General features: G+C 60.6%; 17 protein-coding genes and 1 pseudogene. 12 read left to right on the forward strand and 6 right to left on the reverse strand.

The genetic code is table 11. The features are described 5' to 3' along the window. Positions 1 to 44 precede the first annotated feature (44 nt). The 7 genes from rnd (at position 45) to ACQRAP_RS03145 (ending at position 7,156) form a co-directional block, all read left to right on the forward strand. Complete coding sequence (gene rnd, locus ACQRAP_RS03115; protein WP_154517283.1) at positions 45 to 1,178, forward strand: ribonuclease D; 1,134 nt, start codon at positions 45 to 47, stop codon at positions 1,176 to 1,178. Between the two features lie 238 nt (positions 1,179 to 1,416). Further along, entirely contained in the window at positions 1,417 to 2,121 is a 705-nt protein-coding gene (locus ACQRAP_RS03120; RefSeq protein ID WP_154517280.1) for a zinc metallopeptidase, read from the forward strand. 115 nt (positions 2,122 to 2,236) lie between these two features. Next, the gene (gene xseA, locus ACQRAP_RS03125; RefSeq protein ID WP_427794870.1) at positions 2,237 to 3,688 is read left to right on the forward strand and encodes an exodeoxyribonuclease VII large subunit; all 1,452 of its coding nucleotides are present in this window, start codon (positions 2,237 to 2,239) and stop codon (positions 3,686 to 3,688) included. 42 nt (positions 3,689 to 3,730) lie between these two features. Beyond that, positions 3,731 to 3,997 (forward strand): exodeoxyribonuclease VII small subunit, encoded by a 267-nt coding sequence (gene xseB / locus ACQRAP_RS03130; RefSeq protein WP_117773930.1) that lies wholly within the window; start codon positions 3,731 to 3,733, stop codon positions 3,995 to 3,997. 155 nt (positions 3,998 to 4,152) lie between these two features. Continuing rightward, positions 4,153 to 4,488: a histidine triad nucleotide-binding protein gene (locus ACQRAP_RS03135; RefSeq protein ID WP_035137921.1), complete on the forward strand. Its 336-nt coding sequence runs from the start codon at positions 4,153 to 4,155 to the stop codon at positions 4,486 to 4,488. Positions 4,489 to 4,635: 147 nt separating this feature from the next. Beyond that, the gene (locus ACQRAP_RS03140) at positions 4,636 to 5,814 is read left to right on the forward strand and encodes an acetate/propionate family kinase (protein WP_006234305.1); all 1,179 of its coding nucleotides are present in this window, start codon (positions 4,636 to 4,638) and stop codon (positions 5,812 to 5,814) included. A 163-nt stretch (positions 5,815 to 5,977) separates the two neighbouring features. Next, the gene (locus tag ACQRAP_RS03145) at positions 5,978 to 7,156 is read left to right on the forward strand and encodes an acetate/propionate family kinase (RefSeq protein ID WP_427794871.1); all 1,179 of its coding nucleotides are present in this window, start codon (positions 5,978 to 5,980) and stop codon (positions 7,154 to 7,156) included. A 555-nt stretch (positions 7,157 to 7,711) separates the two neighbouring features. On the opposite strand, the gene pta is transcribed toward ACQRAP_RS03145, so the two are convergent. After that, the gene (gene pta, locus ACQRAP_RS03150; RefSeq protein WP_427718446.1) at positions 7,712 to 8,692 is read right to left on the reverse strand and encodes a phosphate acetyltransferase; all 981 of its coding nucleotides are present in this window, start codon (positions 8,690 to 8,692) and stop codon (positions 7,712 to 7,714) included. 231 nt (positions 8,693 to 8,923) lie between these two features. Between pta and glf the strand changes: the two genes are divergently transcribed. Together glf and ACQRAP_RS03160 are read left to right on the forward strand one after the other, a co-directional pair. Continuing rightward, positions 8,924 to 10,126: a UDP-galactopyranose mutase gene (gene glf, locus ACQRAP_RS03155; RefSeq protein ID WP_427794872.1), complete on the forward strand. Its 1,203-nt coding sequence runs from the start codon at positions 8,924 to 8,926 to the stop codon at positions 10,124 to 10,126. After that, a complete protein-coding gene (locus tag ACQRAP_RS03160; protein ID WP_427794873.1) occupies positions 10,119 to 11,150 on the forward strand; it encodes a glycosyltransferase family 2 protein in 1,032 nt (343 codons plus the stop codon). The genes glf and ACQRAP_RS03160 overlap by 8 nt, the downstream gene beginning before the upstream one ends. Positions 11,151 to 11,525: 375 nt before the next feature. On the opposite strand, the gene ACQRAP_RS03165 is transcribed toward ACQRAP_RS03160, so the two are convergent. The 3 genes from ACQRAP_RS03165 to ACQRAP_RS03175 all read right to left on the reverse strand — a co-directional run bounded on the left by ACQRAP_RS03165 (position 11,526) and on the right by ACQRAP_RS03175 (position 13,748). Then, positions 11,526 to 12,527 (reverse strand): P1 family peptidase, encoded by a 1,002-nt coding sequence (locus ACQRAP_RS03165; protein ID WP_427794874.1) that lies wholly within the window; start codon positions 12,525 to 12,527, stop codon positions 11,526 to 11,528. Positions 12,528 to 12,627: 100 nt separating this feature from the next. Beyond that, positions 12,628 to 13,209: a Maf family protein gene (locus tag ACQRAP_RS03170; protein WP_154517256.1), complete on the reverse strand. Its 582-nt coding sequence runs from the start codon at positions 13,207 to 13,209 to the stop codon at positions 12,628 to 12,630. Further along, complete coding sequence (locus ACQRAP_RS03175; RefSeq protein WP_427729073.1) at positions 13,206 to 13,748, reverse strand: DJ-1 family glyoxalase III; 543 nt, start codon at positions 13,746 to 13,748, stop codon at positions 13,206 to 13,208. Before ACQRAP_RS03175 ends, ACQRAP_RS03170 begins: the two co-directional genes overlap by 4 nt. A 1,325-nt stretch (positions 13,749 to 15,073) precedes the next feature. Between ACQRAP_RS03175 and ACQRAP_RS03180 the strand changes: the two are divergent. Both ACQRAP_RS03180 and ACQRAP_RS03185 read left to right on the forward strand, forming a co-directional pair. Further along, positions 15,074 to 15,394, forward strand: a pseudogene (locus ACQRAP_RS03180) (family 1 glycosylhydrolase); the annotation flags it as partial. A gap of 31 nt (positions 15,395 to 15,425) precedes the next feature. After that, positions 15,426 to 16,874 carry a PTS transporter subunit EIIC gene (locus ACQRAP_RS03185; protein ID WP_427794875.1) on the forward strand — a complete coding sequence of 483 codons (1,449 nt, stop codon included), beginning with the start codon at positions 15,426 to 15,428 and terminating at the stop codon, positions 16,872 to 16,874. A 252-nt stretch (positions 16,875 to 17,126) separates the two neighbouring features. Here ACQRAP_RS03185 and rlmD read toward each other — a convergent pair whose 3' ends face one another. Together rlmD and ppk1 are read right to left on the reverse strand one after the other, a co-directional pair. Then, entirely contained in the window at positions 17,127 to 18,455 is a 1,329-nt protein-coding gene (gene rlmD, locus ACQRAP_RS03190; RefSeq protein ID WP_427794876.1) for a 23S rRNA (uracil(1939)-C(5))-methyltransferase RlmD, read from the reverse strand. A gap of 86 nt (positions 18,456 to 18,541) precedes the next feature. Beyond that, entirely contained in the window at positions 18,542 to 20,950 is a 2,409-nt protein-coding gene (gene ppk1, locus ACQRAP_RS03195; RefSeq protein ID WP_427794877.1) for a polyphosphate kinase 1, read from the reverse strand. Positions 20,951 to 21,500: 550 nt separating this feature from the next. Between ppk1 and arcA the strand changes: the two genes are divergently transcribed. Continuing rightward, positions 21,501 to 22,742 (forward strand): arginine deiminase, encoded by a 1,242-nt coding sequence (gene arcA / locus ACQRAP_RS03200; protein WP_427719164.1) that lies wholly within the window; start codon positions 21,501 to 21,503, stop codon positions 22,740 to 22,742. The last annotated feature ends 262 nt before the right edge of the window (positions 22,743 to 23,004 follow it).

A 23,004-nucleotide genomic window follows, 5' to 3' on the forward strand; every position in this document is an offset into this window, starting at 1 on the left:
TCCTACCCGTGTTTTTCGGGCCTAACCTTATTCGATGGGTTGATATGTACATTTCCACACATCAGGCTCTACTCGACTTTTGTCAGCGCGCTCGTGAGTTCGATGCGATTGCCGTCGATACCGAGTTTTTGCGCGAGCGCACGTTTCATCCGCGCCTGTGCCTGGTTCAGATTGCCACCCCTGCCGAGAGCGTCGCGGTCGATCCTTTGGTGATCGACGACTTATCGCCGCTGGCCGAGCTTATGGCCGACGAGAGCGTGGTCAAGGTCTTCCACGCCTGCTCGCAGGATATGGAGGTCATGCTCCACACCGTGGGCGCGCTGCCGCGACCGATTTTTGACACACAGGTCGCCGCCGCCTTTTTGGGCGAGCGCCAGCAGATTTCCTACGGCGCGCTCGTTCAGACGTTCTGCGGCGTATCGCTGCCCAAGACCGAGTCGCTGACCGATTGGTCGCGCCGCCCGCTGAGCGATAAGCAGATTGAGTACGCGATCGATGACGTCAAGTATCTGATCGTCGCCTATACCGAGATGATGAGCCGCCTGCGTGAGCTGGGCCGCGTGGATTGGGTGCTCGACGAGTTGCGCCCGCTGGCCGACGAGTCGCACTACCGCGCCGACCGCCATGAGGCATTCCGCAAGGTCAAGCGCATCAACTCGTGTAGCCGCCATCAGCTGGGCATTGCGCGCGAGCTTGCCGCCTGGCGCGAGGACCGCGCCGAGCGCCGCAACATCCCGCGCAAGTGGGTTATGTCCGACGATACGCTGCTGGCGCTCGTCAAGCGCAATCCTGTGCGCGTTGAGGAGTTCCGCAGCATCCGCGGCACCGATCAACTGGGGGAGCGCGATGTGGACGGCGCGCTCATGGCCATCAAGCGCGGCGCGAGCTGCCCGCACGATCGCCTGCCGCTCATGGTGCGCGGACATCGCCAGATCTCTCCGGAGCTGGAGAGCGTGACGGATCTCATGTACGCGCTCATTCGCCTGGTTGCCGAGCGTTCGGGCGTGGCGACCTCGGTCATTGCCTCGCGCGATGACCTGGCCGACTATATTGAGCATCCCGAGCAGAGCCCTTTGCGCGAAGGTTGGCGCTTTGAGCTTGTGGGCTCGCGCCTGGACGATCTGCTCTCGGGCAACATGGGGCTCACCGTGAAAGACGGAAAGATTGAGTTGTTATAGGTATATAGTTACGCGGTTTTACCAAACCGCGTAACAGCTCGACGCTGCAAACGGCCGAGAGCGGCAATCTGACGTTCAATCGTTGCTCGCGTGCCAAAGTACGCGTCGCTTCTCTTTCACGTCACCTTGCTCGCTCTCGGCCGTTTTCGCTGACATTGCCAAAACATCGATGTTGATTTGCTGGTCAGTCGAATGGGTAGAATGCCTCCAACGTGTAACTCGATTCGGAGGAATTCGCATGCCCTATTACTATGGTTATGGCTTTGGCATCGACCCGCTGTACCTGCTGGTCGTCCTTGTTTGTACGGTGCTCGGTCTTGCCGCGCAGAGCTATATCAACTCGACGTATAAAACCTGGTCCAAGGTTCGCTCGGACGGCGACACGGGCGCTGCGGTCGCGCGCCGCATGCTCGACGCCAGCGGTTGCAATGCCGTGGGTATCAAGGGCGTCGCCGGTGAGCTCACCGACCATTACAACCCGCAGGATAACAACCTGTATCTCTCGGATGCCAACCGTTCGGGCGGATCGGTCGCAAGCGTTGCCGTCGCCTGCCACGAGGCGGGCCACGCCGCCCAGCGACAAAGCGGCTATGCCATGATGAAGGTGCGCACTGCCCTGGTCCCGGTCGTCAACTTTACCCAGAACACCTGGACCATCGTGCTACTCATGGGCCTGTTTATGAACATCGCGGGACTCACGACCCTCGCGCTGATCTTCTTCTCGTTTAGTGTGTTGTTCCAGCTGGTTACACTGCCGGTCGAGATTGATGCCAGCCGCCGCGCCGTGGCGTACATCGAGCGGTCGGGCATGAGCTCCAAGCAGGTCAACGGTGCCAAGAAGGTCCTGACGGCAGCCGCGCTTACCTATGTTGCTGCAGCGCTCACCTCGATCATTCAGCTGCTCTACCTGATGGCTCGCTACAACAGAAACTCCAACCGATAACAAATTGGCTTGACAGGCGCCGCGGGGATTTGTGTCCCCGCGGCGCTGTACTATGTGTTGGACTTGAATTTGCGCAGGGCTGGAGCCTTTGTGCACGATAACGAAAGGAGGCTGCGTGGCAGGCTGGAATCTAACCGGCAATGCTGTTTCCGCCGAGTTTGACGGCTCAGACGATCAGGAGCGCAAGGAACTCAGCGTGAGCCAGGCGGTGGAGATCGCCGCCGGTGCACTCGATGCTATTCCGCAGCTGAGTGTCTTGGGCGAGGTCACGGGTTTTCGTGGTCCCAATGCCCGAAGCGGCCACTGCTACTTCCAGATTAAGGACGATTCGGCCGCCGTTGACTGCATCATTTGGAAGGGCGCCTATCTCAAGCGCACGTTCGATCTGCGCGACGGCATGCAGGTGAGCTTTAAGGGTAGCTTCAATCTCTATAAGCCCACGGGCCGCATGAGTTTTGTCGCCCGCTCGTTTTCGCTGGCGGGGGAGGGTCTGCTGCGTCAGCAAGTGGCGCAACTGGCCGAAAAGCTGAGCCGCGAGGGCCTGATGGACGAAGCGCGCAAGCGCCGCATCCCGGTGTTCTGCTCGCGTGTGGCGGTCGTCACCTCGCTTTCGGGTGCCGTAATCGATGACGTCAAGCGCACATTGCGTCGTCGCAACCCACTCGTCGAGCTCGTTTGCGTGGGTGCCAAGGTTCAAGGCGAGGGTGCGCCGGCAGAGCTCATTGAGGGCTTGCGTCGCGCCGCTTCCATTACGCCGGCGCCCGATTGCATTTTGCTGGTGCGCGGCGGCGGCTCCTTCGAGGACCTCATGACCTTTAACGACGAGGAGCTTGCCCGCGCGGTGGCGGCTTGTCCTGTGCCCGTGGTGACCGGCATTGGGCATGAGCCCGATACCTCGATTTGCGACATGGTGAGCGATCGCCGTGCCTCCACGCCCACGGCGGCGGCCGAATCGGTTGCGCCGGCTATGACGGAGTTGGCCGACGTGCTCGAGGCGCGCCATCAGCGTCTGGGCGCCGCGATGGCTTCGATGATCGGGTCGGATCAGGTCGATCTGGAGATGCTCGACCAGCGCGGTCGTCGTGCCTGGGACACCTATACGGCCCGTCTGGGCGACGCGCTCGATGCGGCCGCGTGCCGCCCGTGCCTCAACGATCCCACATTTATGGTCGAGCGCCGCGAGTCTGAGCTTGCCCTGACGGCCGATCGTCTGTCCGGCGCCATAACGCGTTCGGTTGGGGCCTTCCGCTCCGACTTTGAGCGCCTGCCCGAGCGTCTGGTTGCAAGCACCTCGGGGCTCGATGGCAAACGCCATGCGCTCACGCTTGCGAGTTCCCGTCTGGAGCATCAGGGGCGCACGATGCTCAGCAAGCCCGCGTCCGACCTGGGCCGAGCTGCTGCGTCGCTCGATGCCTTGTCGCCGCTCAAGGTGCTTGCCCGCGGTTACTCCATCGCGTACAGCGAGGACGGTGTGGCTACGAGCGCCAAGACCTTTAAGCCGGGCGACGCCATCCGCGTGCGCATGGCGGACGGCAACGTGGCAGCAACGGTCGATACGGTCGAGTAGGCCGCGTTTCATAGTGATAGACCTTTAGGAAAGGAAATAGATATGGCAGAGAAGACCCCGGTCGAGCAGCTTACGTACAAGCAGGCCTCGCAGGAGTTGGAACTTATTATTCGCAGCCTGGAGTCGGGCGATATGGAGCTCGAGGAGTCGCTCGAGAGTTATACCCGCGGCGTCGAGCTCCTCAAGAGCCTGCGTACCCGCCTGTCCGATGCCGAGCAGAAGGTCTCGGTGCTTCTTAAGGACGTCGACGGCAACGACGTGCTCGCCGACGGCGAAGCCGCCAACACCGACGATAGCCTCTCGTTCTAACCACCTCGCAGCCTACTTTGGGGTAGTCTTTTTGGGACGGGGCTTTTTTGACTACCCTTGCGCGACGGCTCGCCAGGTGCCTGCGCTTGCGAAAAAGTAGTCAAAAAAGCCCCGTCCCAAAAAGACTACCTTGGTCTGTGAGAAAGGAACCAACCATGTGTGATTGCATCTTCTGCAAAATTGCCAACCACGAGATCCCCTCAACCGTCGTTTACGAGGACGATCAGGTCATCGCGTTCGACGACCTCAACCCCCAGGCGCCGGTCCACACCCTCGTGATTCCCAAGAAGCACTACAGCGACATCGCCGACAACGTACCTGCCGAGACCATGGGCGCCATGGCCCACGCCATTCAGGAGGTCGCCAAGGCCAAGGGCCTGGAGGACGGCTTCCGCGTCATCTCCAACAAGGGCGTCAATGCCGGCCAGACCGTCATGCACTTCCACATGCACGTCCTCGGCGGCAAAAACCTGGGCGAGAACCTCATCTGAGGGCGCTTCTTCCGTGGGATGAGGCGAAAGCTTAGGCACCGATAACTTATATATCAACGTAATAAACCCGAGCGCGAGGGCGTTTGGGTTTATTATTGAAGCGTATGTAACCTGGCGGCGCCACACCGCCTGTTAGTAGGGAGACACATGAACGTTCTGGTCGTCAACGCAGGATCTTCGACCCTTAAGTATCAGGTCATCGATACCAAGTCCCACAAGGTGTCCGCAAAGGGCTCCTGCGAGCGCGTCTGCTTTACCGGCGGTACCTTCACCCACGCTGCCAACGGTTCCAAGAAGGTGACCGAGAACATCGAGTTCCCCGACCACAAGGTCGCCATCGAGGTCGTCCTGAAGGACCTCGAGGCCAACGGCGTTAAGATCGAGGGCATCGGCCACCGTATCGTTCAGGGCGGTTGGTACTTCGGCGATTCCTCCCTCGTCGACGAGGACGTCCTCGCCAAGATCCGCGAGGTCGCTCCGCTCGCCCCGCTGCACAACAACCCCGAGGCCAACGTTATCGAGTACTGCCTCGAGCAGTATCCCGACCTGCCCAACGTCACGGTCTACGACACTGCTTTCCACTTCAATATGCCCGAGGTCGCCAAGACCTACGCCCTGCCCAAGGACGTCTGCGACAAGCTGCACATCCGTAAGTACGGCGCCCACGGCACCAGCTACCGCTACATCTCCAAGAAGGTTGCCGAGATGACCAACGGCGAGGCTCGCAAGGTCGTCGTGTGCCACATCGGTTCCGGCGCTTCCCTGTGCGCTATCGAGGACGGTAAGTGCATGGACACCACCATGGGCTTGACGCCGCTCGACGGTGTCATGATGGGCACCCGCTGCGGCTCCATCGACCCGGCTACCGTGTGCTACCTGCAGCGCGAGGGTGGCTACACCTTCGACGAGGTCGACGAGATGATGAACAAGAAGTCCGGCCTTTTGGCTGTGACCGGCGGCAAGACCAACGACTGCCGCAACGTCGAGGAGCTCGCCGCTGCTGGTGACCCCGAGGCTCAGCTCGCCTTCGATATGTTCGTCTACAAGATTGCCGCCAAGGCTGCCGAGATGGCCACTTCCATGTGCGGTATGGACACCCTGGTCTTTACCGCCGGCATCGGCGAGCACGCTCCGGCCGTTCGCGCCGGCGTGGCCGATCGTCTGGCCTTTATGGGCGTTAAGATGGATCATGCCCGCAACGCCCTGCGTGGCGACGGCGCCTGGTGCCTGTCCGCCAAGGATTCCAAGGTCAAGATCTTCGTCATCCCCACGGACGAGGAGTTCATGATCGCTTCCGACGTCGAGCGCATCGTCAACGGCAAGTAATTGCAAGAGGGGAGGGGCTGGGCGATCGAGCGCCGTTCGGCCCCTCTTTTGCGCTCGTTGGGCGATATGCTGATAGATATTTATCAAGATATGATAACTTCTTATTAACATGCGGCCGCCTTAAGGGGTCTGCGTCGACCGTATTGCACTGCAAAGGAGTCTCATGAACGTACTTGTTGTCAACGCCGGCAGCTCAAGCCTTAAATATCAGCTTTTGGATACCGATACCCGCAAGGTTTTCGCCAAGGGCAACTGCGAGCGTATCGGATCGGACATGGGCGTCTTTGGCCACTCCGAGAACGGTGGCGCCAAGCAGACCGAGGAGGTCCCTTTCCCCGATCATCGCTCTGCTATCGCTCGTGTGCTCGAGGAGCTTGAGAAGACCGACTTTACGATTGATGGCATTGGGCATCGTATCGTTCAGGGCGGCTGGCACTTCGATGATTCCGCGGTCGTCGACGACGAGGTTATGGCCAAGATTCTTGAGGTGGCACCGCTTGCTCCGCTGCACAATTACGGCGAGGCCGCGGCAATCGAATATTGCCGCGAGAAGTATCCGGAGCTGCCCAACGTGGCCGTCTTCGACACCTCGTTCCACATGACTATGCCCGAGGTCGCCTACACCTACGCGCTGCCCAAGGACGTGTGCGACAAGTACCACGTGCGCAAGTACGGTGCACACGGTACGAGCCACCGCTACGAGTGGATGATGGCCAAGGAGATCCTGGGCTCGCGCTGCCACCGTCTGCTTTCGTGCCATCTGGGCAACGGTGCTTCGCTCGCCGCCATCGAGGACGGCGTGTGCCGCGACACCACGATGGGCCTCACGCCGCTCGATGGTCTGATGATGGGCACCCGTTGTGGTTCCATTGACCCGGCCACCGTGTGCTACCTCCAGCGCGAGGGCGGCTACAGCTATCAGGAAGTCGATGACATGATGAACAAGCAGTCTGGTCTGCTTGCCATCTCGGGTATCTCCAACGACGCTCGCGACATCCGCACGCGCGCCTCCGAGGGCGATGAGCGCTGCCTGCTCGCCTTCGACATGTTCGCCTACAAGGCCATGCAGCAGGCCGGTTCCATGATCGCATCCATGGCGGGCGTGGACACCATCACCTTTACCGCCGGCATCGGCGAGAACGACTGGTCGATCCGCAAGGCCTTCTGCGACTGCTTTGAGTGGCTGGGCGTGCGCATCGACAACAACAAGAACCGCGAGGCCGTGGGCAACGGCCCGCAGGTCATCAGCGCCGCCGGTTCCGCCGTCACCGTCATGGTCATCCCCACCGACGAGGAATACATGATCGCCCACGACGTCGAGCGTCTGACCGCGAACAACTAGCGCGCTCGTTTGCATGTAAACGAAAGGCCTCCTGAGCAACAGCTCGGGAGGCCTTTTTTACTAGCAGAAGGACAGCGGAAACTCCATCCCGTTTCGAGCACAAATTCTGGGACACGCTTTCCGGTTGAGGCACGTTGCGGAAAGTGCGACCCACAATAAAGCAAAATTCCGTCCCACAGTTTCCCAAACAAGCCCCAAGCGGAAGCTGCATCCCACAATCCGCCTCCAAACCAGGACACGCTTTCCGGTGGGCCAGACATCGAACCGCAGCCAACATTTCGCATCCAAAGTGATTGCCGCCATCAACGCCTGCACTTTCAGCAACGGCACCCATCCATTCAGTTTCTCAGCCCCAGCTCGTAGCCAAGCCGCCGTCCATTCCAGATCTCCTGAATGTTGCGTTGCGGTAGAAGGCCGTACGGGCTAACCCCTGAAAACATTCCGCAGACCAGAAACGCCCCCGTTCGTAGCTCCGGAGGAGCAGAACGGGGGCGTTTCATTGGTCGAGGACGTTTTCAGGGGTTAGCCCGTACGGCCTTCGGGCGAGTGCGTCCGCTACTCAGCCATCTGAGCCTGGACGGCGGTGATGGCTACGACACCCACGATGTCGTCGGCAGAGCAGCCGCGCGAAAGGTCGTTAACCGGCTTGGCGATGCCCTGCAGGATGGGGCCGTAGGCGTCGGCGCCGGCGAAGCGCTGGACCAGCTTGTAGCCGATGTTGCCGGCCTCGAGGTCGGGAAACACGAGCACGTTGGCCTTGCCGGCAACGGAGGAGCCGGGAGCCTTGAGCTGGGCGACGTTGGGGACGATGGCGGCGTCGAGCTGCAGGTCGCCATCGATGGCGAGCTCGGGGGCCTTCTCCTTGCAGAACTTCACGGCCTCCTGGACCTTCTTGGCGACTTCGCCGCCGGCGGAACCCATGGTGGAGTAGGAGAGCATAGCCACGTGCGGCTCAACGTTGCCCATGAAGGTGGACCAAGAGTGAGCGGAGGCGATGGCGATCTCGGAGAGCTCATCGGAGGACGGGTTGATGTTGAGGCCGCAGTCGGCGAAGATCAGCGTGCCGTCGGTGCCGAACTGCGGGGTGTCGGTGCACATCACAAAGAAGGCCGAGACCAGCTTGGTGCCCGGGGCGGTCTTGAGGATCTGCAGCGCGGGGCGCAGGGTGTCGGCGGTGGAGTGGCAGGCGCCGGAGACCAGACCATCGGCATCGCCCATCTTGACCATCATGGTGCCAAAGTAGGTGGCGTCCATCACCTGGGCGCGAGCCTGCTCGATGGTGACGCCCTTCTTGGCGCGGAGCTCGGCAAACTTCTGCGCGTACTCCTCGTGCTTCTCGGCATTGCGCGGGTCGATGACGGTAGCGCCGGGAACGTTGATCTCGTCGGGGTTGCCCAAGATGACGATCTTTGCCAAGCCCTCCTCGATGATCTTGGTAGCTGCGATGATGGTGCGCGGATCTTCGCCCTCGGGCAGGACGATCGTCTTAAGGTCGGCCTTGGCGGCAGACTTCATACGGTTTAGGAAATCGCTCATGTTACTCCTTACAAGCGTTTCGCTAAGCTCCAGGCACCCGGCTTTCCACGAATAAACCCGCTGCTAGCGGGTTTACCTTTCAAATATGTACGCCGGGGTGCTTGAGCTTTCCTTGTGTGGCAAGCTCATTATAGGACGCATTAGCGCTATAATCGCTCTGATAAATATGTCTCGAAGAATGTTCGAGAAAAGCCCAGCTAACGAGCCCGTGGCTTTTGACAAGGAGTATCGATGCAGATTACCTCAGGCCTGCCTGAAGGCTTTAACGCCGGCGCATACGACATGATTGTCGTCGGTGCCGGGTATGCCGGTGCCGTTTGTGCCCGCCGTCTTGCCGAGACCATCGGCTATCGCGTTGCCGTTTTGGAGCGCCGTGGCCACATTGCGGGCAATGCTTACGACTGCTTTGATGAGGCCGGGATCCTGGTCCACGAGTATGGTCCGCACATTTACCATACCTTTAACGAGCGCGTCCACAATTTTCTGTCGCGCTTTACCAAGTGGACCGACTACCAGCACAAGGTGCTCGCCAACATCAACGGCACCCTTATGCCCGTGCCCTTTAACCACGCGAGCCTCAAGCTCGCCTTTGGCGATGAGCGCGGCGAGGAGCTGTATCAGAAGCTCGTGGAGACCTTTGGCAAGGACGTCAAGGTGCCCATCATGGAGCTGCGCAAGAAGAACGACCCGGATCTTGCCGAGGTCGCCGATTACGTCTACGAGAACGTCTTTTTGCATTACACCATGAAGCAGTGGGGCCAGACGCCCGACCAGATCGATCCCTCGATCACCGGCCGCGTTCCCGTCTTTGTGGGCGACGATGACCGCTATTTCCCGCAGGCTCCCTTCCAGGGCATGCCGCAGGACGGCTATACCGCGTTGTTCGAGCATATGCTCGACCACGATCTGATTGATGTGTTCTGCGACGTGGACGCCCGCGACCTCTTTGAGATCGACGAGACCACCGTCAAGATCGACGGCAAGGTCTATGGCGGCGAGATCGTCTACACCGGTCCGCTCGACGAGCTGTTCAACCTCGACTTGGGCGCTCTGCCGTACCGTACGCTCGACATGAAGTTCGAGACGCTCGATATGGACCAGTTCCAGCCCGTGGGCACCGTCAATTACACCACGAGCGAGGATTACACGCGCATCACCGAGTTCAAGAACATGACTGGTCAGGTCCTGCCCGGCAAGACCACCATCATGAAGGAGTATTCCAAGGCCTATACGCCCGGCTCGGGTGAGACGCCCTATTACGCCATTCTGGAGCCCAAGAACCGCGAGCTCTATGAGCGCTATCTTGAGCGCGTCCAGAACCTGACGAACTTCCACCCGGTGGGTCGCCTGGCCGAGTATCGTTACTACGATATGGATGCCGTGACCAACTCTGCCCTCGATCTTTCGGATGAGATTATCGCCTGCCATGCATAAAGTCATATCATTCGGTATTCCCTCGTATAACGCCGCCAAGGACATGGACCATTGCATCACCTCCATTCTGGAGGGGAGCAATTACGCCACCGATATCGAGATCATCATCGTCGATGACGGTTCCAAGGACGAGACGGCAGCTAAGGCCGATGAGTGGGAGGCGCGTTACCCCGGTATCATCCGCGCGGTGCATCAGGAGAACGGCGGCCACGGCATGGCCGTCCTCTCGGGCCTGCGCGAGGCGCAGGGCACCTACTACAAGGTCGTCGACTCGGACGACTGGCTCGACGGCGCGGCGCTTTCGACCATGCTTTCGATTCTGCGTGGCTTTGAGGAGCGCGACCAGCGCGTCGATCTGTTTATCTCGAACTATGTGTACGAGAAGGTTTACGAGGGTACGCATACCGCTATTGGTTACAAGTTTGCCCTGCCGCGCAAAAAGATCTTTACCTGGGACCAGATTGGCCATTTCCGTCTGGACCAGAATTTGCTCATGCACAGCCTGTGTTATCGCACGGATGTGCTGCGCGCGTCCAATCTGCCTATGCCGCCGCACACGTTCTATGTCGACAATATCTACGCCTATGTGCCGCTGCCGCGCTGCAAGACCATGTACTACGCCGACATCGACCTCTATCGTTACTTTATCGGTCGCGAGGGCCAGAGCGTCAACGAGGCCACGATGGTCAAACGTCTGGACCAGCAGTTTCGCGTGACGCGCATTATGATGGAGGCGTTCCATTTGTACAGCGATGTCGAGTCGTCGCGTCTGCGCGCGTACATGATGGGCTATTTCACCATGATGATGGCAATTTGTTCGGTGCTAACCAAGCTTTCCGATGAGGATTGCGCCGACGAGCGCCTGACGACATTGTGGAGTGATTTGAAGGCCTACGACGAGCGTATGTATCGTCGTGCACGCTACGGTGTGGTCGGCTTCTTTACCAACCTGCACGGGCGGGCTGGAGACAAAACCACACTCGGCCTATACCGCCTTGCCTCAAAGATCTTCAAATTCAACTAGCTGTTGAGTAATCGCTGCTGATAGGTTGACTGGGCCCCTTGGCCTTTAGTTTGCTACTGCGAACAGTCCTGCTCGCACGGAAAGCACATTAAGTGCTTTCCGGCTCGTGCGGAACTTGTATCAAACTAAAGGCCAAGGGGCCTTTGCTATAAGAATCGTTTGTCAGGCTGCCTGAATTTGAAGATCTTGGACGCGCGGTACACAGGGGCCTGGGCTGAAAAGTTTTTAGTTGGTAGTCGGTCGGAGACGGGCGGGCGTTACGTTTGTCGCGAGTTCCGCATGCAAAGAAGGCCACTTAATGTGGCCTTCGTCTTGCATAGGACTGTAGAGCAGCAAACGTAACGCCCGCCCGTCTCCGACCGACGGTCGAGTGGATTACTTCGCAACGCCGGGGATGCCGTGGGATGTTTTGGCGGTTTTGGCTCCGTTTACGATGGCGGTTTCCAGGGCCCTTACGGCGAGCATGCCCAGCAGGTCTAGGGGAACGGCGGCGCTTGCCTGGCTGCCCAGCTTGCCGCTGGCAAGGGTGTAGATGGTGTCACCGTCGTTGGTGGTGTGTGTGGGGCGGATGGCGTGTGCATAGGCGTCTGCGGCCATCTGGGAGACCTTGGTGGCCTGGGCCTTAGTGAGCTCCACGTTGGTGACGATGCAGCTGATGGTGGTGTTGGTGCGGTCGAGTGGCATTTTCATAGAGCCGGCGGCGGCAAGGGCGGCGAGCTCCATGTCGACGATCTGGTCGCTATCGGCTGCGGCGCGCATGCCGGCCACCCACTCGCCGGTGGTCGGGTCGACCACGTTGCCACAGGCGTTGACCGAGACCACGGCGCCCACCTTGACGGTGCCGAGTGCCACGGCAGCAGCTCCAAGGCCAGCCTTCATGCAGGTGGCGGGCCCCATGAGCTTGCCTACGGTGGCGCCGGTGCCGGCACCTACATTGCCCTGCTCGAGTGTGGTGGGGGTATGGTCGAGCGCCTCGCGCACGGCGGCGATACCGGCCTCAATGTCGGGACGCACGGTGGGATCGCCAAAGGCGAGGTCGAAGATGCAGCTGGAACAAACGATGGGCACCTGCGTGGGGCCGACGGGCAGGCCGATGCCGCGGCTCTCGAGTTCGCGGGCCACGCCGCTTGCCGCCTCGAGACCAAAGGCCGAACCGCCCGAAAGGCAGACGGCGTGGACCTTATCGACGGTGTTCTCGGGACGCAGCAGATCGGTCTCGCGCGAAGCGGGAGCGCCACCACGTACGTCAACGCCGCCGGTGGCACCCTCGGGCGCCACGATTACGGTGCAGCCGGTGCCGGCCTCCCCGTCTGTATAGTTGCCAAAGCAAAAGCCATCGATATCGCAAACGTCAATGGCTTCGAGCAGGGTGTCCATGTTTTCTCCTATCGGTTTTCCGCCGGGCCTTATGCTCGGTCGGGATCCGTACGGTACGGCAAAATTGTAGGCGCCGGGGGATACCCAGCGCCAGATGCAATTACGAGAGTTTTTGAATCGCACGTGCGACGCGAGCGATGGGTAAGCCCACCACGTTGTAGAAGTCGCCCGAAATGTCATGCACGAGCATGCGGCCGCCTGTGCCCTGGATACCGTAGGCTCCGGCCTTGTCCATGGGTTCGCCGGAGGCAACATAGTGCCCGATCTGCTCCTCGGTAAGCTCATAGAACGTCACGTCGGTCACATCGACAAACGACAGACTTTCGGCGGCATGCGGAGCTGCAGCGTCGCCGGCTTTAACGATGCAGACGCCGGTTGCCACCTGGTGCGTGCGGCCCGAAAGCTCGCGGAGCATAGTGCGTGCCTCGTCTTCGTCTGCCGGCTTGCCCAAAATTTGCCCGTCAAAGGTGACAATGGTATCGGCTGCGACAGTCAGTTCGTTGGGTTCGGCGTGCTCGGAGGCAACGGCAGCGGCTTTGGCGCGTGCCAAGCGTTCGACAAGCGTAAGCGGAGCTTCGCCATCAAAAGGTGTTTCGTCGATATCTGCGGGAATTACGCGAACGTCATAGCCCGCCTCGCGCATCAGCTCTATGCGGCGCGGCGATTGCGAAGCCAAAATCATAGCTGGATGCCCTCGGCAACCTTCTCGACGGCCTTGTCGCCGGCGAGTGTGCGCAGCAGCTCCAAGGCAAAGGGAAGTGACTGTGCCATGCCGCTGGCAGTGATGATGTTGCCGTCTTGCGTGACCTTCTCGCCGGTATAAGCACCCTCGGGGAAGCTCTTCTCAAAGCCGGGGAAGCACGTGGCTCGGCGTCCCTCGAGCAGACCAAGCTCGCCCAGGATAAACGGGGCGGCGCAGATGGCGGCAACGTGCTTGGTTGCGGCGAACTCGCAGACTACATCGCAGACACGCTGGTCGGCGCGCAGGTTGGTGGCTCCGGGCAGGCCGCCGGGCAGCACGATGCAGTCGTACTCCTCAAAGTTGATCTCATCAAAGAGCGCATCGCAGGTCACGGGAATCTGCAACGAGCTTACGACCTCGCGCGTGGGCATGATCGAGATGAGCGTGGCGCGCACGCCGCCGCGACGCATGACATCGACCATGGTCAGGCATTCAATCGTTTCAAAGCCATCGGCGGCAAGAACGGCAACGCTGGGCATAAGGGTTCCTTTCATAGGGCGGCATACAATTAGCCGTCTTATACCCCGAAGACCTATGCTTGCCACGCTCGATTTCCCAATGTTTAAAAAGGGACGGGGCTATTTTAGCTACCCCCACCCATCCTCAACAATCTCAATCCGTAACATCTAGACCCACTTTTGACCCCTAACTGTTACAGATCAAGACAAACGGAAACCGCCCCGACAAAACGTCTAAATCTGTAACATCTACGGACCAAAACCGGGTCTTACTGTTACAGATCGAGACAGTCCCCAACGCACCGCCCCGTTCGGGGAACGACCGCCACAGGTACGGCGGGCAGAGACTCACTTTTTTCCTCGGTTTTTCTTGACGGAATCTCACCTGTTGTAGTATTTTGTCTCAGTCTAAAAACGCGTGGACTTTTCTGGGCGCTAGCCACCTTTTTGCCACGCAACCGAGCAGTCGGTTGCGTGGCTTTTTTCGTCTTGGCAGCAGGTGCCACATGCACCGCCAGAAGACCGCACGAGCCCACCTTCCGACTGCAGGGAACAGACGCACGAGACGTGCATCTGCAAGACAGCAGACGGAAGGGAGCCTAATGGCAGGAACAAACACAATCAAGCAACAGGCCGCCGGGACAGGAGCCACGGGCGCGGGACAGGCCAAGGCGGCGCTCCAGGTCTTTGCGGGCGGCGCCTGCTACGGCGCGATGGCCACGACCTACAAGCTCGCCTACGCCGCGGGCTTCACCTCGGCGCAGGTGGTGGCGAGCCAGGCGTGGTTCGGCTGCCTCTTCTTCGCCCTCGCCACACTCGCGGGCCATGCACTCGGGCACCGCTGGCAGCGCGTGGGCTGGAAGCTCGCCCTCAAGCTCATGGGCCTGGGAGCCCTCACCTGCCTCACCTCAATCCTCTACTGCTACGCCATGAGCGTGCTGCCCGCCCCGGTGGCGCTCACGCTCCTCTTCCAGTTCACGTGGCTGGGGCTCCTGTGGCAGACCGTCATGACGCGCCGACCGCCGAGGGCCCTCCAAGTGGTCTCCGCCCTGGTCATCGTCTTCGGAACGGTGTTCGCCAGCGGCGTTTACAAGACCGGCATCGCCGGGTACGACCCCGTGGCCCTGCTCTGCGCGCTGGGGGCGGCCGTGTCCTGCTCCCTCTTTGTCACCCTCTCCGGCAAGGTCGAGGCCCCCTGCTCGTCCGAGCAGCGTGGCGTCATCGTATGCGCGGGCTCCGTGGTCATGTCGCTCACGGTGTGCCCGGACTACGTCGTCTCGGGCGTCCTCGTCCAGGGCATCCTGACCTTTGCCGTCATCGCCGGCTTCTTTGGCATGCTCTGCCCGGTCCTGCTCAACGGCCTCGGCGCCTATGACGAGGTGCTTCCCGACGGCACGATCGAGGACGACTACCGTATCGCCTACCTGCGCGAGCACATCGAGGCCATGCGCGACGCCATCGAGCAGGACGGCGTCGAGATGCTCGGCTACACCACCTGGGGGCCGATCGACCTCGTGAGCGCGGGCTCCGGCGAGATGGAGAAGCGCTACGGCTTCATCTACGTGGACCGCGACAACCTGGGCAACGGCACGCTCGAGCGCAGGCGCAAGAAGAGCTTCTATTGGTACCGACAGGCCATCGCCACCAACGGAGGCGACCTGGGCTAGCCGCCCGGGCAATATCACTAAGGAGAAAATAATGGCTGAAAAATACGACGATCTGGCCAGATCCATACTCGAGAACGTAGGCGGCGCCGAGAGCGTCGCCAGCGTCGCGCACTGCATCACGCGCGTGCGCTTCAAGCTCAAGGACGAGTCCCGCGCCAACACGGCCAAGATCGAGGCCCTCAAGGGCGTCATCCAGGTCATCCAAGCCAACGGCCAGTACCAGGTGGTCGTGGGTAACATCGTCGAGGACGTCTACGACGCGGTCCTGGAGGCCGGTAACTTCTCGGGCGGCGCAAGCGCCGACGACGAGCCCCAGGGCGATAAGACCGTTGCCTCCGTCATCATCGACCTCATCTCTGGCATCTTCCAGCCCATTCTGGGACCGCTTGCCGCCGCAGGCATCATGAAGGGACTGCTTGCCCTCATCACCTACTTCGTCCCGGCCTTTGCAAACGACGGCCTCTACACGCTGCTCTACACCGTGGCTGACGGCTTCTTCTACTTCCTTCCCGTCGCCCTGGCGTTCAGTGCCGCGCGCAAGTTCCGCATGAACGAGTTCACCGGCGTGGCAATCGGCGTGGCGCTCCTCTACCCGACGATGGTCGCCCTGACCTCGGGCGAGGCGCTCGGCAGCATCGACCTCGGCGTGGCCGGCACGTTCTCGTGGTACGCCACCGCCCTCGGGGTCCCCATCATCATGCCCGTGTCCGGCTACGTGAGCTCGGTGATTCCCGTCCTTCTCATGGTGTGGTTCGGCTCTATCATTGAGCGCTGGCTCAAGAGCTGGATGCCGGCTGCGCTCAAGATGTTCCTCGTCCCGCTCGCCACGATGACGGTCTCCATCGTCTTGGGCTACCTCGTCATCGGCCCGGTGGCCACCCTCATCACCAACCTGCTGAGCGCGGCGTTCTCGTTTATCTTCCAGCTTCCCGTGGTTGGTTCCGTCTTGGGCAGCGCCCTGGTCGGCGGACTGTGGATGTGCCTCGTCATCTTTGGCTTCCACTGGAGCCTCATCCCCATCTCCATCATGAACCTGAACACCCTCGGCCACGACAGCGTGCTCGCCGCCACCATCGGCCACGGGTTCGCGCTCGGAACGGTCATCTTTGCCATGTATCTCAGAAACAAGGACGAGCGCTTCCGCGGCATCGCCCTTCCCGCGATGATCTCCGCCTTCTTCTTCGGTGTCACCGAGCCGGGCATCTACGGCATCGCCCTCCCCAACAAGCGCGCGTTCGTCGTGGCATGCCTGAGCTCCGCCGTGGGCGGCGCCATCGTGGGAATGACGGGCGCCCTCATGTACATCTCGGGTGGCCTCGGTGTCTTCAACCTGCTCAACTTCATCGACGGGACCCCTGGTGGCGCCGGAATCTCCCACATGATCTTCGCGATCATCGCCTCGCTCGTCTCTGCCGTCCTGGCCTTCGTCATCGAGTTCATCACCTACCGGCCCAACGACGACGAGGAAGGCGCCTGCTAGCTTGGGCCCTTCTCGACCAGCTCTATGTAGTTGAGGGCAGTTGAGGTGGGTGAGGGCCGAGGGCGGTCGAGGCGGCCGCCCTCGGTCCGGGACAACCTGCCAGAAGGCGTTTAGCTTTCTCGGGCGGCAGTTCAATGTCCAAGAAATGGAGGGCGGTTTAATTTCGGGACGGGGATTAAATAATCATTCGGAACAAATTTATTTTTATCCCCGTCCCAGAAAAATCATCGGGTGTGGTCTTGGGCAAACAGTCTAGTTGCGCTTGAGATGGACGACGGTTTCGCAGTGGAAGGTTTGCGGGAACAGGTCGACCGGCGTGATCTTGACGGGGGAGAAGGTGCCTTCCTCGACAAAGCACTTAAGATCGCGTGCCAAAGTCGCCGGATCACAGCTCACGTAGGCCACGTCGCGGGCGCTCGTGCTGGCGATGAGGTCGATTGCCTCGGGTGCCAGACCTGCACGCGGCGGGTCGACCACCAGGACATCGGCATCCTGGTCGGGGAACTCGCGCACGGCATCGCCGCCGATGACATCGACGTTATCGAGCTTGTTGATCTCGAGGTTGCGGCGCAGGTCGCGCACGGCCGGGCCGTAGGCCTCGACGGCGGCAACAAAATCACAGCGGCGGGCGAGCGGCAGGGTAAAGGTGCCGGCGCCGCAGTACAGGTCCATGGCAAGCTCGTCTTCTTGCGGGTCGAGCGCCTCCATGACAAGCTCGATCAAAATCTCGGCGCCCTTGGTGTTGACCTGGAAAAACGATGGGGCAGAAAGGCGCATCTGGCCGTCGGCGATGTTCTCGGTCCAGGAGCCCTCGCCGGCGAGCATCTCCACCTTGGAGACGCGGCGGGCCTTCTTCTCTCCCTTGCTCATGACGCGCACTACGCTCGTGGGGCGAGCGGCGTCTGCCAACACGCGCGAGACCTGCGAGCGCGGGAAGGAGCCCGTGGGCGTCCAAAGTGCGACCTCGAGCGCCTTGGTGCGACGCGAAGCGCGAATGCCCACGCGCTCCAGACCCAGATCGTGACTGCCGCTCAGATAGTTGAGCGCGCCGACGACCGATTTGAGCGCCTTGGGAAAACGCTTATCGAACAGCGGGCACGAATCTACGGTGACGATCTTGCTGGGATCGACGCCGTGCATGCCAAGGCGAACGCGGCCGTTAACGAGGGTGGGCTCCAGCTCAATCTTGTTGCGGTAGCCCCAGTCGTCCTTGGTGTGGCGGATGGGCTGGACAAGATCGTTGACCTGCTCGGGGGCGAACTTGCCAATGCGCTCGAGCGTGGAGCGCAGGTTTTGCTCTTTGGCGGCAAGCTGCGCGGTGCGCGAGAGATTGCCCCACGAACAACCGCCGCAGACGCCCACGAAGGGGCAGGGGGGCTGAATGCGATCGGGGCCCGGCTCCAGAATCTCGGTCGTGCGGGCGCGCATAAACGACTTGCCGTCCTGCACGATCTCGGCCTCGACGGTGTCGCCTGCCACGGCGCCCTGCACAAAGACGGCCTTGCCGTTGTCGGCGTGCGCCAGTCCGTCGGCGCCGTAGGTCATCGATTCTATGGTGAGCTTCATGTTCCTGCCTGTCATTCGCGGTATTGTTCGCAACCATGGTAGCAGGGAAAAGCGCCTCGTATCTGGGGTATTCCTCAAATACGGGGCGCTTCTACAAACGTCTATTTCGTCTTGCCGGTAATGAGCGTCTTAAGGCCTAGGCCGATCAGGCCCAGTCCCATGCGCACGCGACCGGGGCGATGGCGCTCGATGGTCTTGGTCTTGCCAGCGGGCTTCTCGCGGCGGGCGCCCTTCTCGGACGCGGGGTTGGCCGTCTGCGGTTGGGGCCGAGGAGCAGGCTCGGACTCAGGCTCTATGACGGTTGCCTGAACCTTCTGGACCTCGGGTGCGGCCGGCTGCGGTTCGAGCTCAGGCTTGGATGCGAGCGTAGGTTCTGCCTTGGCGACGGCCTCGGCGTTGCGATAGGCACGCACCAGCAGAGCTTCCTGCGAGTTGAAGGGCTTCTCGCCTTCTTTGCGCTTCACGGGAATCCAGGTGCCGTCACTCGTCAGACTGCGTGCCTTCACGTTGTCGCGCAGCTGCATGCCCATGTACTCGTGCACCTGGGCGCGGCAGGTGGGGTCGAGCACGGGGAAGGCGATCTCCACGCGGTGCTCGGTGTTGCGCGTCATCATGTCTGCCGAGCTCAGGTAGATCATATCCGAGTCCACGCCAAAGGCATAGACGCGCGCATGCTCCAAAAAGCGTCCGACGATGGAGCGCACGTGCACGTTCTCGGTCTTGCCCGGAACACCGGGCTTGAGGCACGAGATACCGCGGATGATCATGTCCACGCGCACACCGGCACACGATGCCTCGGCGATCTTGTCGATGACCTCGCGGTCGGTAAGCGAGTTGAGCTTAAAGAACACGCGGGCGGGCTCGCCGACAAGGGCACGCTGAATCTCGCGGTCCAGGCCGCGCATGATGAGCGGCTTGAGGCCCACGGGCGCCACGCCCAGGAAGCGGTAGTCGCCGCGCAGGTTGCCCAGCGACAGGTTGCGGAAGAACAGGTTGGCGTCCTCGCCGATGCCGGGATGCGCGGTCATGAGCATAAAGTCGCTGTAGAGCTTGGCCGTCTTCTCGTTAAAGTTGCCGGTACCCAAAAGCGTCAGACGGGTAAGCGCCATGCCCTCGCGATAGGTGAGCTGGCAGATCTTGGAATGGCATTTAAAGCCCTCGGAGCCGTAGATAACGGTGCAGCCGGCTTCTTCCAGCCGCTCGGCCCATTCGATGTTGTTTTGCTCGTCAAAGCGGGCGCGGAGCTCCATGAGCACTGTAACCTCTTTGCCGTTTTCGGCAGCATCGATGAGCGACTCGCACAGGCGGCTTTGTTTGGCCACGCGGTAGAGCGTGATGCGAAGCGAGATGCACTCGGGGTCGTAGGCTGCTTCGTGCACCAGGTCCAAGAACGGATTCATGGTCTCGTAAGGGTAAAAGAGCAGCTTGTCGTGCTGCAGCACCTGATCGCGGATGGAGCGGGTCATATCGATGGTGGGGTTGGGCTGCGGCCTAAACGGCGTAAAGAGCAACTCGTTTCGTAGATGCTCGGGTATTTTGCCCTCAATGCCAAAGACATAGCCCAGGTTGAGCGGGATATCGCAGGTAAAAACCGAGCGGCGCGAAAGCTCGAGCGCTTTGCGGATGGTCTTGAGCGTTGGCTTTTCGAGCGAACCCGATACGGCGAGCACCACCGGCTGCAGGCGCAGGCGCTTCTTGAGGATGCGCTTCATGTGCTGGCGGTAATCCTCTTCCTCCTCGACGCCCTCGCCGTCCGGATCGATGTCGGCGTTGCGGGTGACGCGGATGAGCGCGCGGTCGAGCGGCTTATAGGAGCCGAAGCAGCTGTCCAGGCAGGCGAGGATGACGTCCTCGAGCAGAATGTAGGAGTAGGTGCCGGTGGGCGAGGGGATTTCGACCACGCGGTTCATCGAGGCGGGAATCTCGATAAGGCCCAGCAGGCTCTCCTCGTCGGTGATGCCGTCCAGGCCACAAGCCAGATAGAGCGCGCCGTTGCGCAGGTTGGGGAAGGGATGGCGCGGATCGATGACCAGCGGCGAGATGACCGGTGATACGTAGGCCTGGAAGTAGCGGGTTACAAAGGTATGTTCCTCGGGCGTAAGCGAATCGATGCGGGCGCGGTGAACGCCCAGAGTGTCGAGCTTGTCCTCGATGCTCTTAAAGATCGACTCCCAGCGGGTAAGGAGCCCGGGCAGCTCTGCCATGACAGCATCGACCTGTTCGGAGGCGGTCATATTGCTCTTGTTGTCGACGGGCTGTTTTTTGAGCTCTGCCAGATCGGACAAGCCGCCCACGCGCACCATGAGAAACTCGTCGAGGTTTGACTCGAAGATCGAGACGAACTTAAGGCGCTCGAACAGTGGCACAGACTCATCGAAGGCTTCGTCGAGTACGCGGTTATCAAAGCGCAGCCAGCTAAGCTCTCGATTTTGCGTATACGAGAAATCGCGCGGTTTCTTGCGCAGCTTGGCGGCGTTCTGCTTCTTTTCGATTTTGCTCGGCATATGCATCTGTCCGTTCAGTCCCCAAAGGGACGGTAGCCTAACACTGTTTGCTATTGTCTCAATTTAGTCGACCTATGGCGCGGACGTATCGCGCGAACGGTATCTTTACCTACTTATTACGCTGACGATCCGAAGCACTAACGTCCGGTGCTTTGAACAAGCGATCTATATCCTCACTCAACTGGTGAGAATGTATGAATAAGAATGATAGCAAGCTGAATATAATCGAATTTAGGTCGAATCGAGGACAAGCGTCATTTATATGCAGAAAACCGTTTTCACTATGCAATTTTGAATCATGGATAACTTTGAGTGTTCAATCTTGATTTCCTAGAAAAATAACGTTTACCTAGGAAAATCTGCTTTACGAAACTGAAGTGCATCATGGGAAATCATATGCGATATACCGTTCATCGTACTTTGTTGACCGTTCGGGGGCGAGGTAGAATTGCGGGTGGAAATTGGATATAACTAGAGCTGTCAGCAAGCAGCGCTCCATACGGAGGGGCGCTAACGAATCGGCCCTGACAAGGGTCCGAAAGAAAGGTAGGAGGCCATGACGAAAGGTCTGCACGTGCCTTCCGAGATCGGCAAGCTCAGGAAGGTCTGCCTGCACCGTCCCGGCGACGAGCTCCTCAACCTGCCGCCCGACGAGCTCGAGCGGCTCCTGTTCGACGACGTCCCGTTCCTGGAGGTCGCGCAGCAGGAGCACGACACCTTCGCCCAGATCCTGAGGGACCAGGGCGTCGAGGTGCTCTACCTCGAGAACCTCGTCGCCGAGGTGTTCGACCAGGTCCCCGGCGCCCGCGACGAGTTCACCGACCAGTACATCGCCGAGGCCGGCATCCGCGGGAAGCACATGCCGCAGATCGTCCGCGAGAAGCTGGACTCCATCGAGGACAACCTCGAGTTCGTCAAGAAGACCATGGCCGGCATGACCAAGGCCGAGATCGAGATGCCCCTCACGGCCTCCACGACCCTCGACTCCCTGGTCAACTCCGAGTCCGAGTCCGACCTGATCATCGACCCGATGCCCAACCTCTACTTCACCCGCGACCCGTTCGCGGTCGTCGGCGAGGGCGTCAACCTCAACCGCATGTACTCGGTCACCCGCAACCGCGAGACCCTGTACGGCAAGTACGTCTTCAAGTACCACCCCGACTACAAGGACGTCTCCCTGTACTTCCGCCGCGACTGCCAGTTCCACACCGAGGGCGGCGACGTGCTGAACATCAACGAGAAGACCCTCGCCGTCGGCATCTCCCAGCGCACCCAGGCCGCCGCTATCGACGTCATGGCCCAGAACATCTTCTGGAACTCCGACTCCAAGGTCGAGCGCATCCTGGCCTTCGACATCCCGGTCTCGCGCGCCTTCATGCACCTCGACACGGTCTTCACCCAGATCGACGTCGATAAGTTCACGATCCACCCCGCCATCATGGGCACCCTGCGCGTCTACGAGCTGACCGCCGGCAAGAACCCGGGCGACGTGAACATCCGCCTGATCGAGGACACCCTCGAGCACGTCCTGGAGGACGCCACCGGCGTCGACCAGGTCAAGCTGATCCCCTGCGGCGGCGGCGACCCGATCGCGGCCTCCCGCGAGCAGTGGAACGACGGCTCCAACACCCTGTGCGTCGAGCCCGGCAAGATCTGCGTCTACGCCCGCAACACCGTCACCAACGACGTGCTGTACAAGGAGGGCCTGGACCTTCTCGTCGTGCCCTCCGCCGAGCTCTCCCGCGGCCGTGGCGGCCCGCGCTGCATGAGCATGCCCTTCTGGCGCGAGGACCTCTAAGGTTTTCAAAGATCCGTACGGGTCTTAAAACAAACATCTAGCTGCCATTAGATGTCTCCCATTGGGGCGGTGCGGATCTTTCGCACCGCCCCATTCTTGTTTAATGAATCTTAATTAACATCAGATAAGGTGGCCCATATGACTAGGGGCAGTCACGTTGATACCCCCATTACAGTCTGAAGTGGGCCACCGATAAATTTCGATGGCGAGCATTCGGCGCATTGCCTACGATACGGGCAAGCCCCGAGGGGCCGCCGATCGG

Origin of the sequence: Collinsella sp. SGI.180 (assembly GCF_050313455.1) — a bacterium.
Lineage (GTDB): Bacteria > Actinomycetota > Coriobacteriia > Coriobacteriales > Coriobacteriaceae > Collinsella.

Excerpts from the sequence above, each read along its gene's own strand:
- rnd (WP_154517283.1), top strand. The coding sequence starts at position 45 with ATGTACATTTCCACACATCAGGCTCTACTCGACTTTTGTCAGCGCGCT.
- ACQRAP_RS03120 (WP_154517280.1), top strand. The coding sequence starts at position 1,417 with ATGCCCTATTACTATGGTTATGGCTTTGGCATCGACCCGCTGTACCTG.
- xseB (WP_117773930.1), top strand. The coding sequence starts at position 3,731 with ATGGCAGAGAAGACCCCGGTCGAGCAGCTTACGTACAAGCAGGCCTCG.
- ACQRAP_RS03135 (WP_035137921.1), top strand. The coding sequence starts at position 4,153 with ATGTGTGATTGCATCTTCTGCAAAATTGCCAACCACGAGATCCCCTCA.
- ACQRAP_RS03140 (WP_006234305.1), top strand. The coding sequence starts at position 4,636 with ATGAACGTTCTGGTCGTCAACGCAGGATCTTCGACCCTTAAGTATCAG.
- ACQRAP_RS03145 (WP_427794871.1), top strand. The coding sequence starts at position 5,978 with ATGAACGTACTTGTTGTCAACGCCGGCAGCTCAAGCCTTAAATATCAG.
- pta (WP_427718446.1), bottom strand. The coding sequence starts at position 8,692 with ATGAGCGATTTCCTAAACCGTATGAAGTCTGCCGCCAAGGCCGACCTT.
- glf (WP_427794872.1), top strand. The coding sequence starts at position 8,924 with ATGCAGATTACCTCAGGCCTGCCTGAAGGCTTTAACGCCGGCGCATAC.
- ACQRAP_RS03160 (WP_427794873.1), top strand. The coding sequence starts at position 10,119 with ATGCATAAAGTCATATCATTCGGTATTCCCTCGTATAACGCCGCCAAG.
- ACQRAP_RS03165 (WP_427794874.1), bottom strand. The coding sequence starts at position 12,527 with ATGGACACCCTGCTCGAAGCCATTGACGTTTGCGATATCGATGGCTTT.
- ACQRAP_RS03170 (WP_154517256.1), bottom strand. The coding sequence starts at position 13,209 with ATGATTTTGGCTTCGCAATCGCCGCGCCGCATAGAGCTGATGCGCGAG.
- ACQRAP_RS03175 (WP_427729073.1), bottom strand. The coding sequence starts at position 13,748 with ATGCCCAGCGTTGCCGTTCTTGCCGCCGATGGCTTTGAAACGATTGAA.
- ACQRAP_RS03185 (WP_427794875.1), top strand. The coding sequence starts at position 15,426 with ATGGCTGAAAAATACGACGATCTGGCCAGATCCATACTCGAGAACGTA.
- rlmD (WP_427794876.1), bottom strand. The coding sequence starts at position 18,455 with ATGACAGGCAGGAACATGAAGCTCACCATAGAATCGATGACCTACGGC.
- ppk1 (WP_427794877.1), bottom strand. The coding sequence starts at position 20,950 with ATGCATATGCCGAGCAAAATCGAAAAGAAGCAGAACGCCGCCAAGCTG.
- arcA (WP_427719164.1), top strand. The coding sequence starts at position 21,501 with ATGACGAAAGGTCTGCACGTGCCTTCCGAGATCGGCAAGCTCAGGAAG.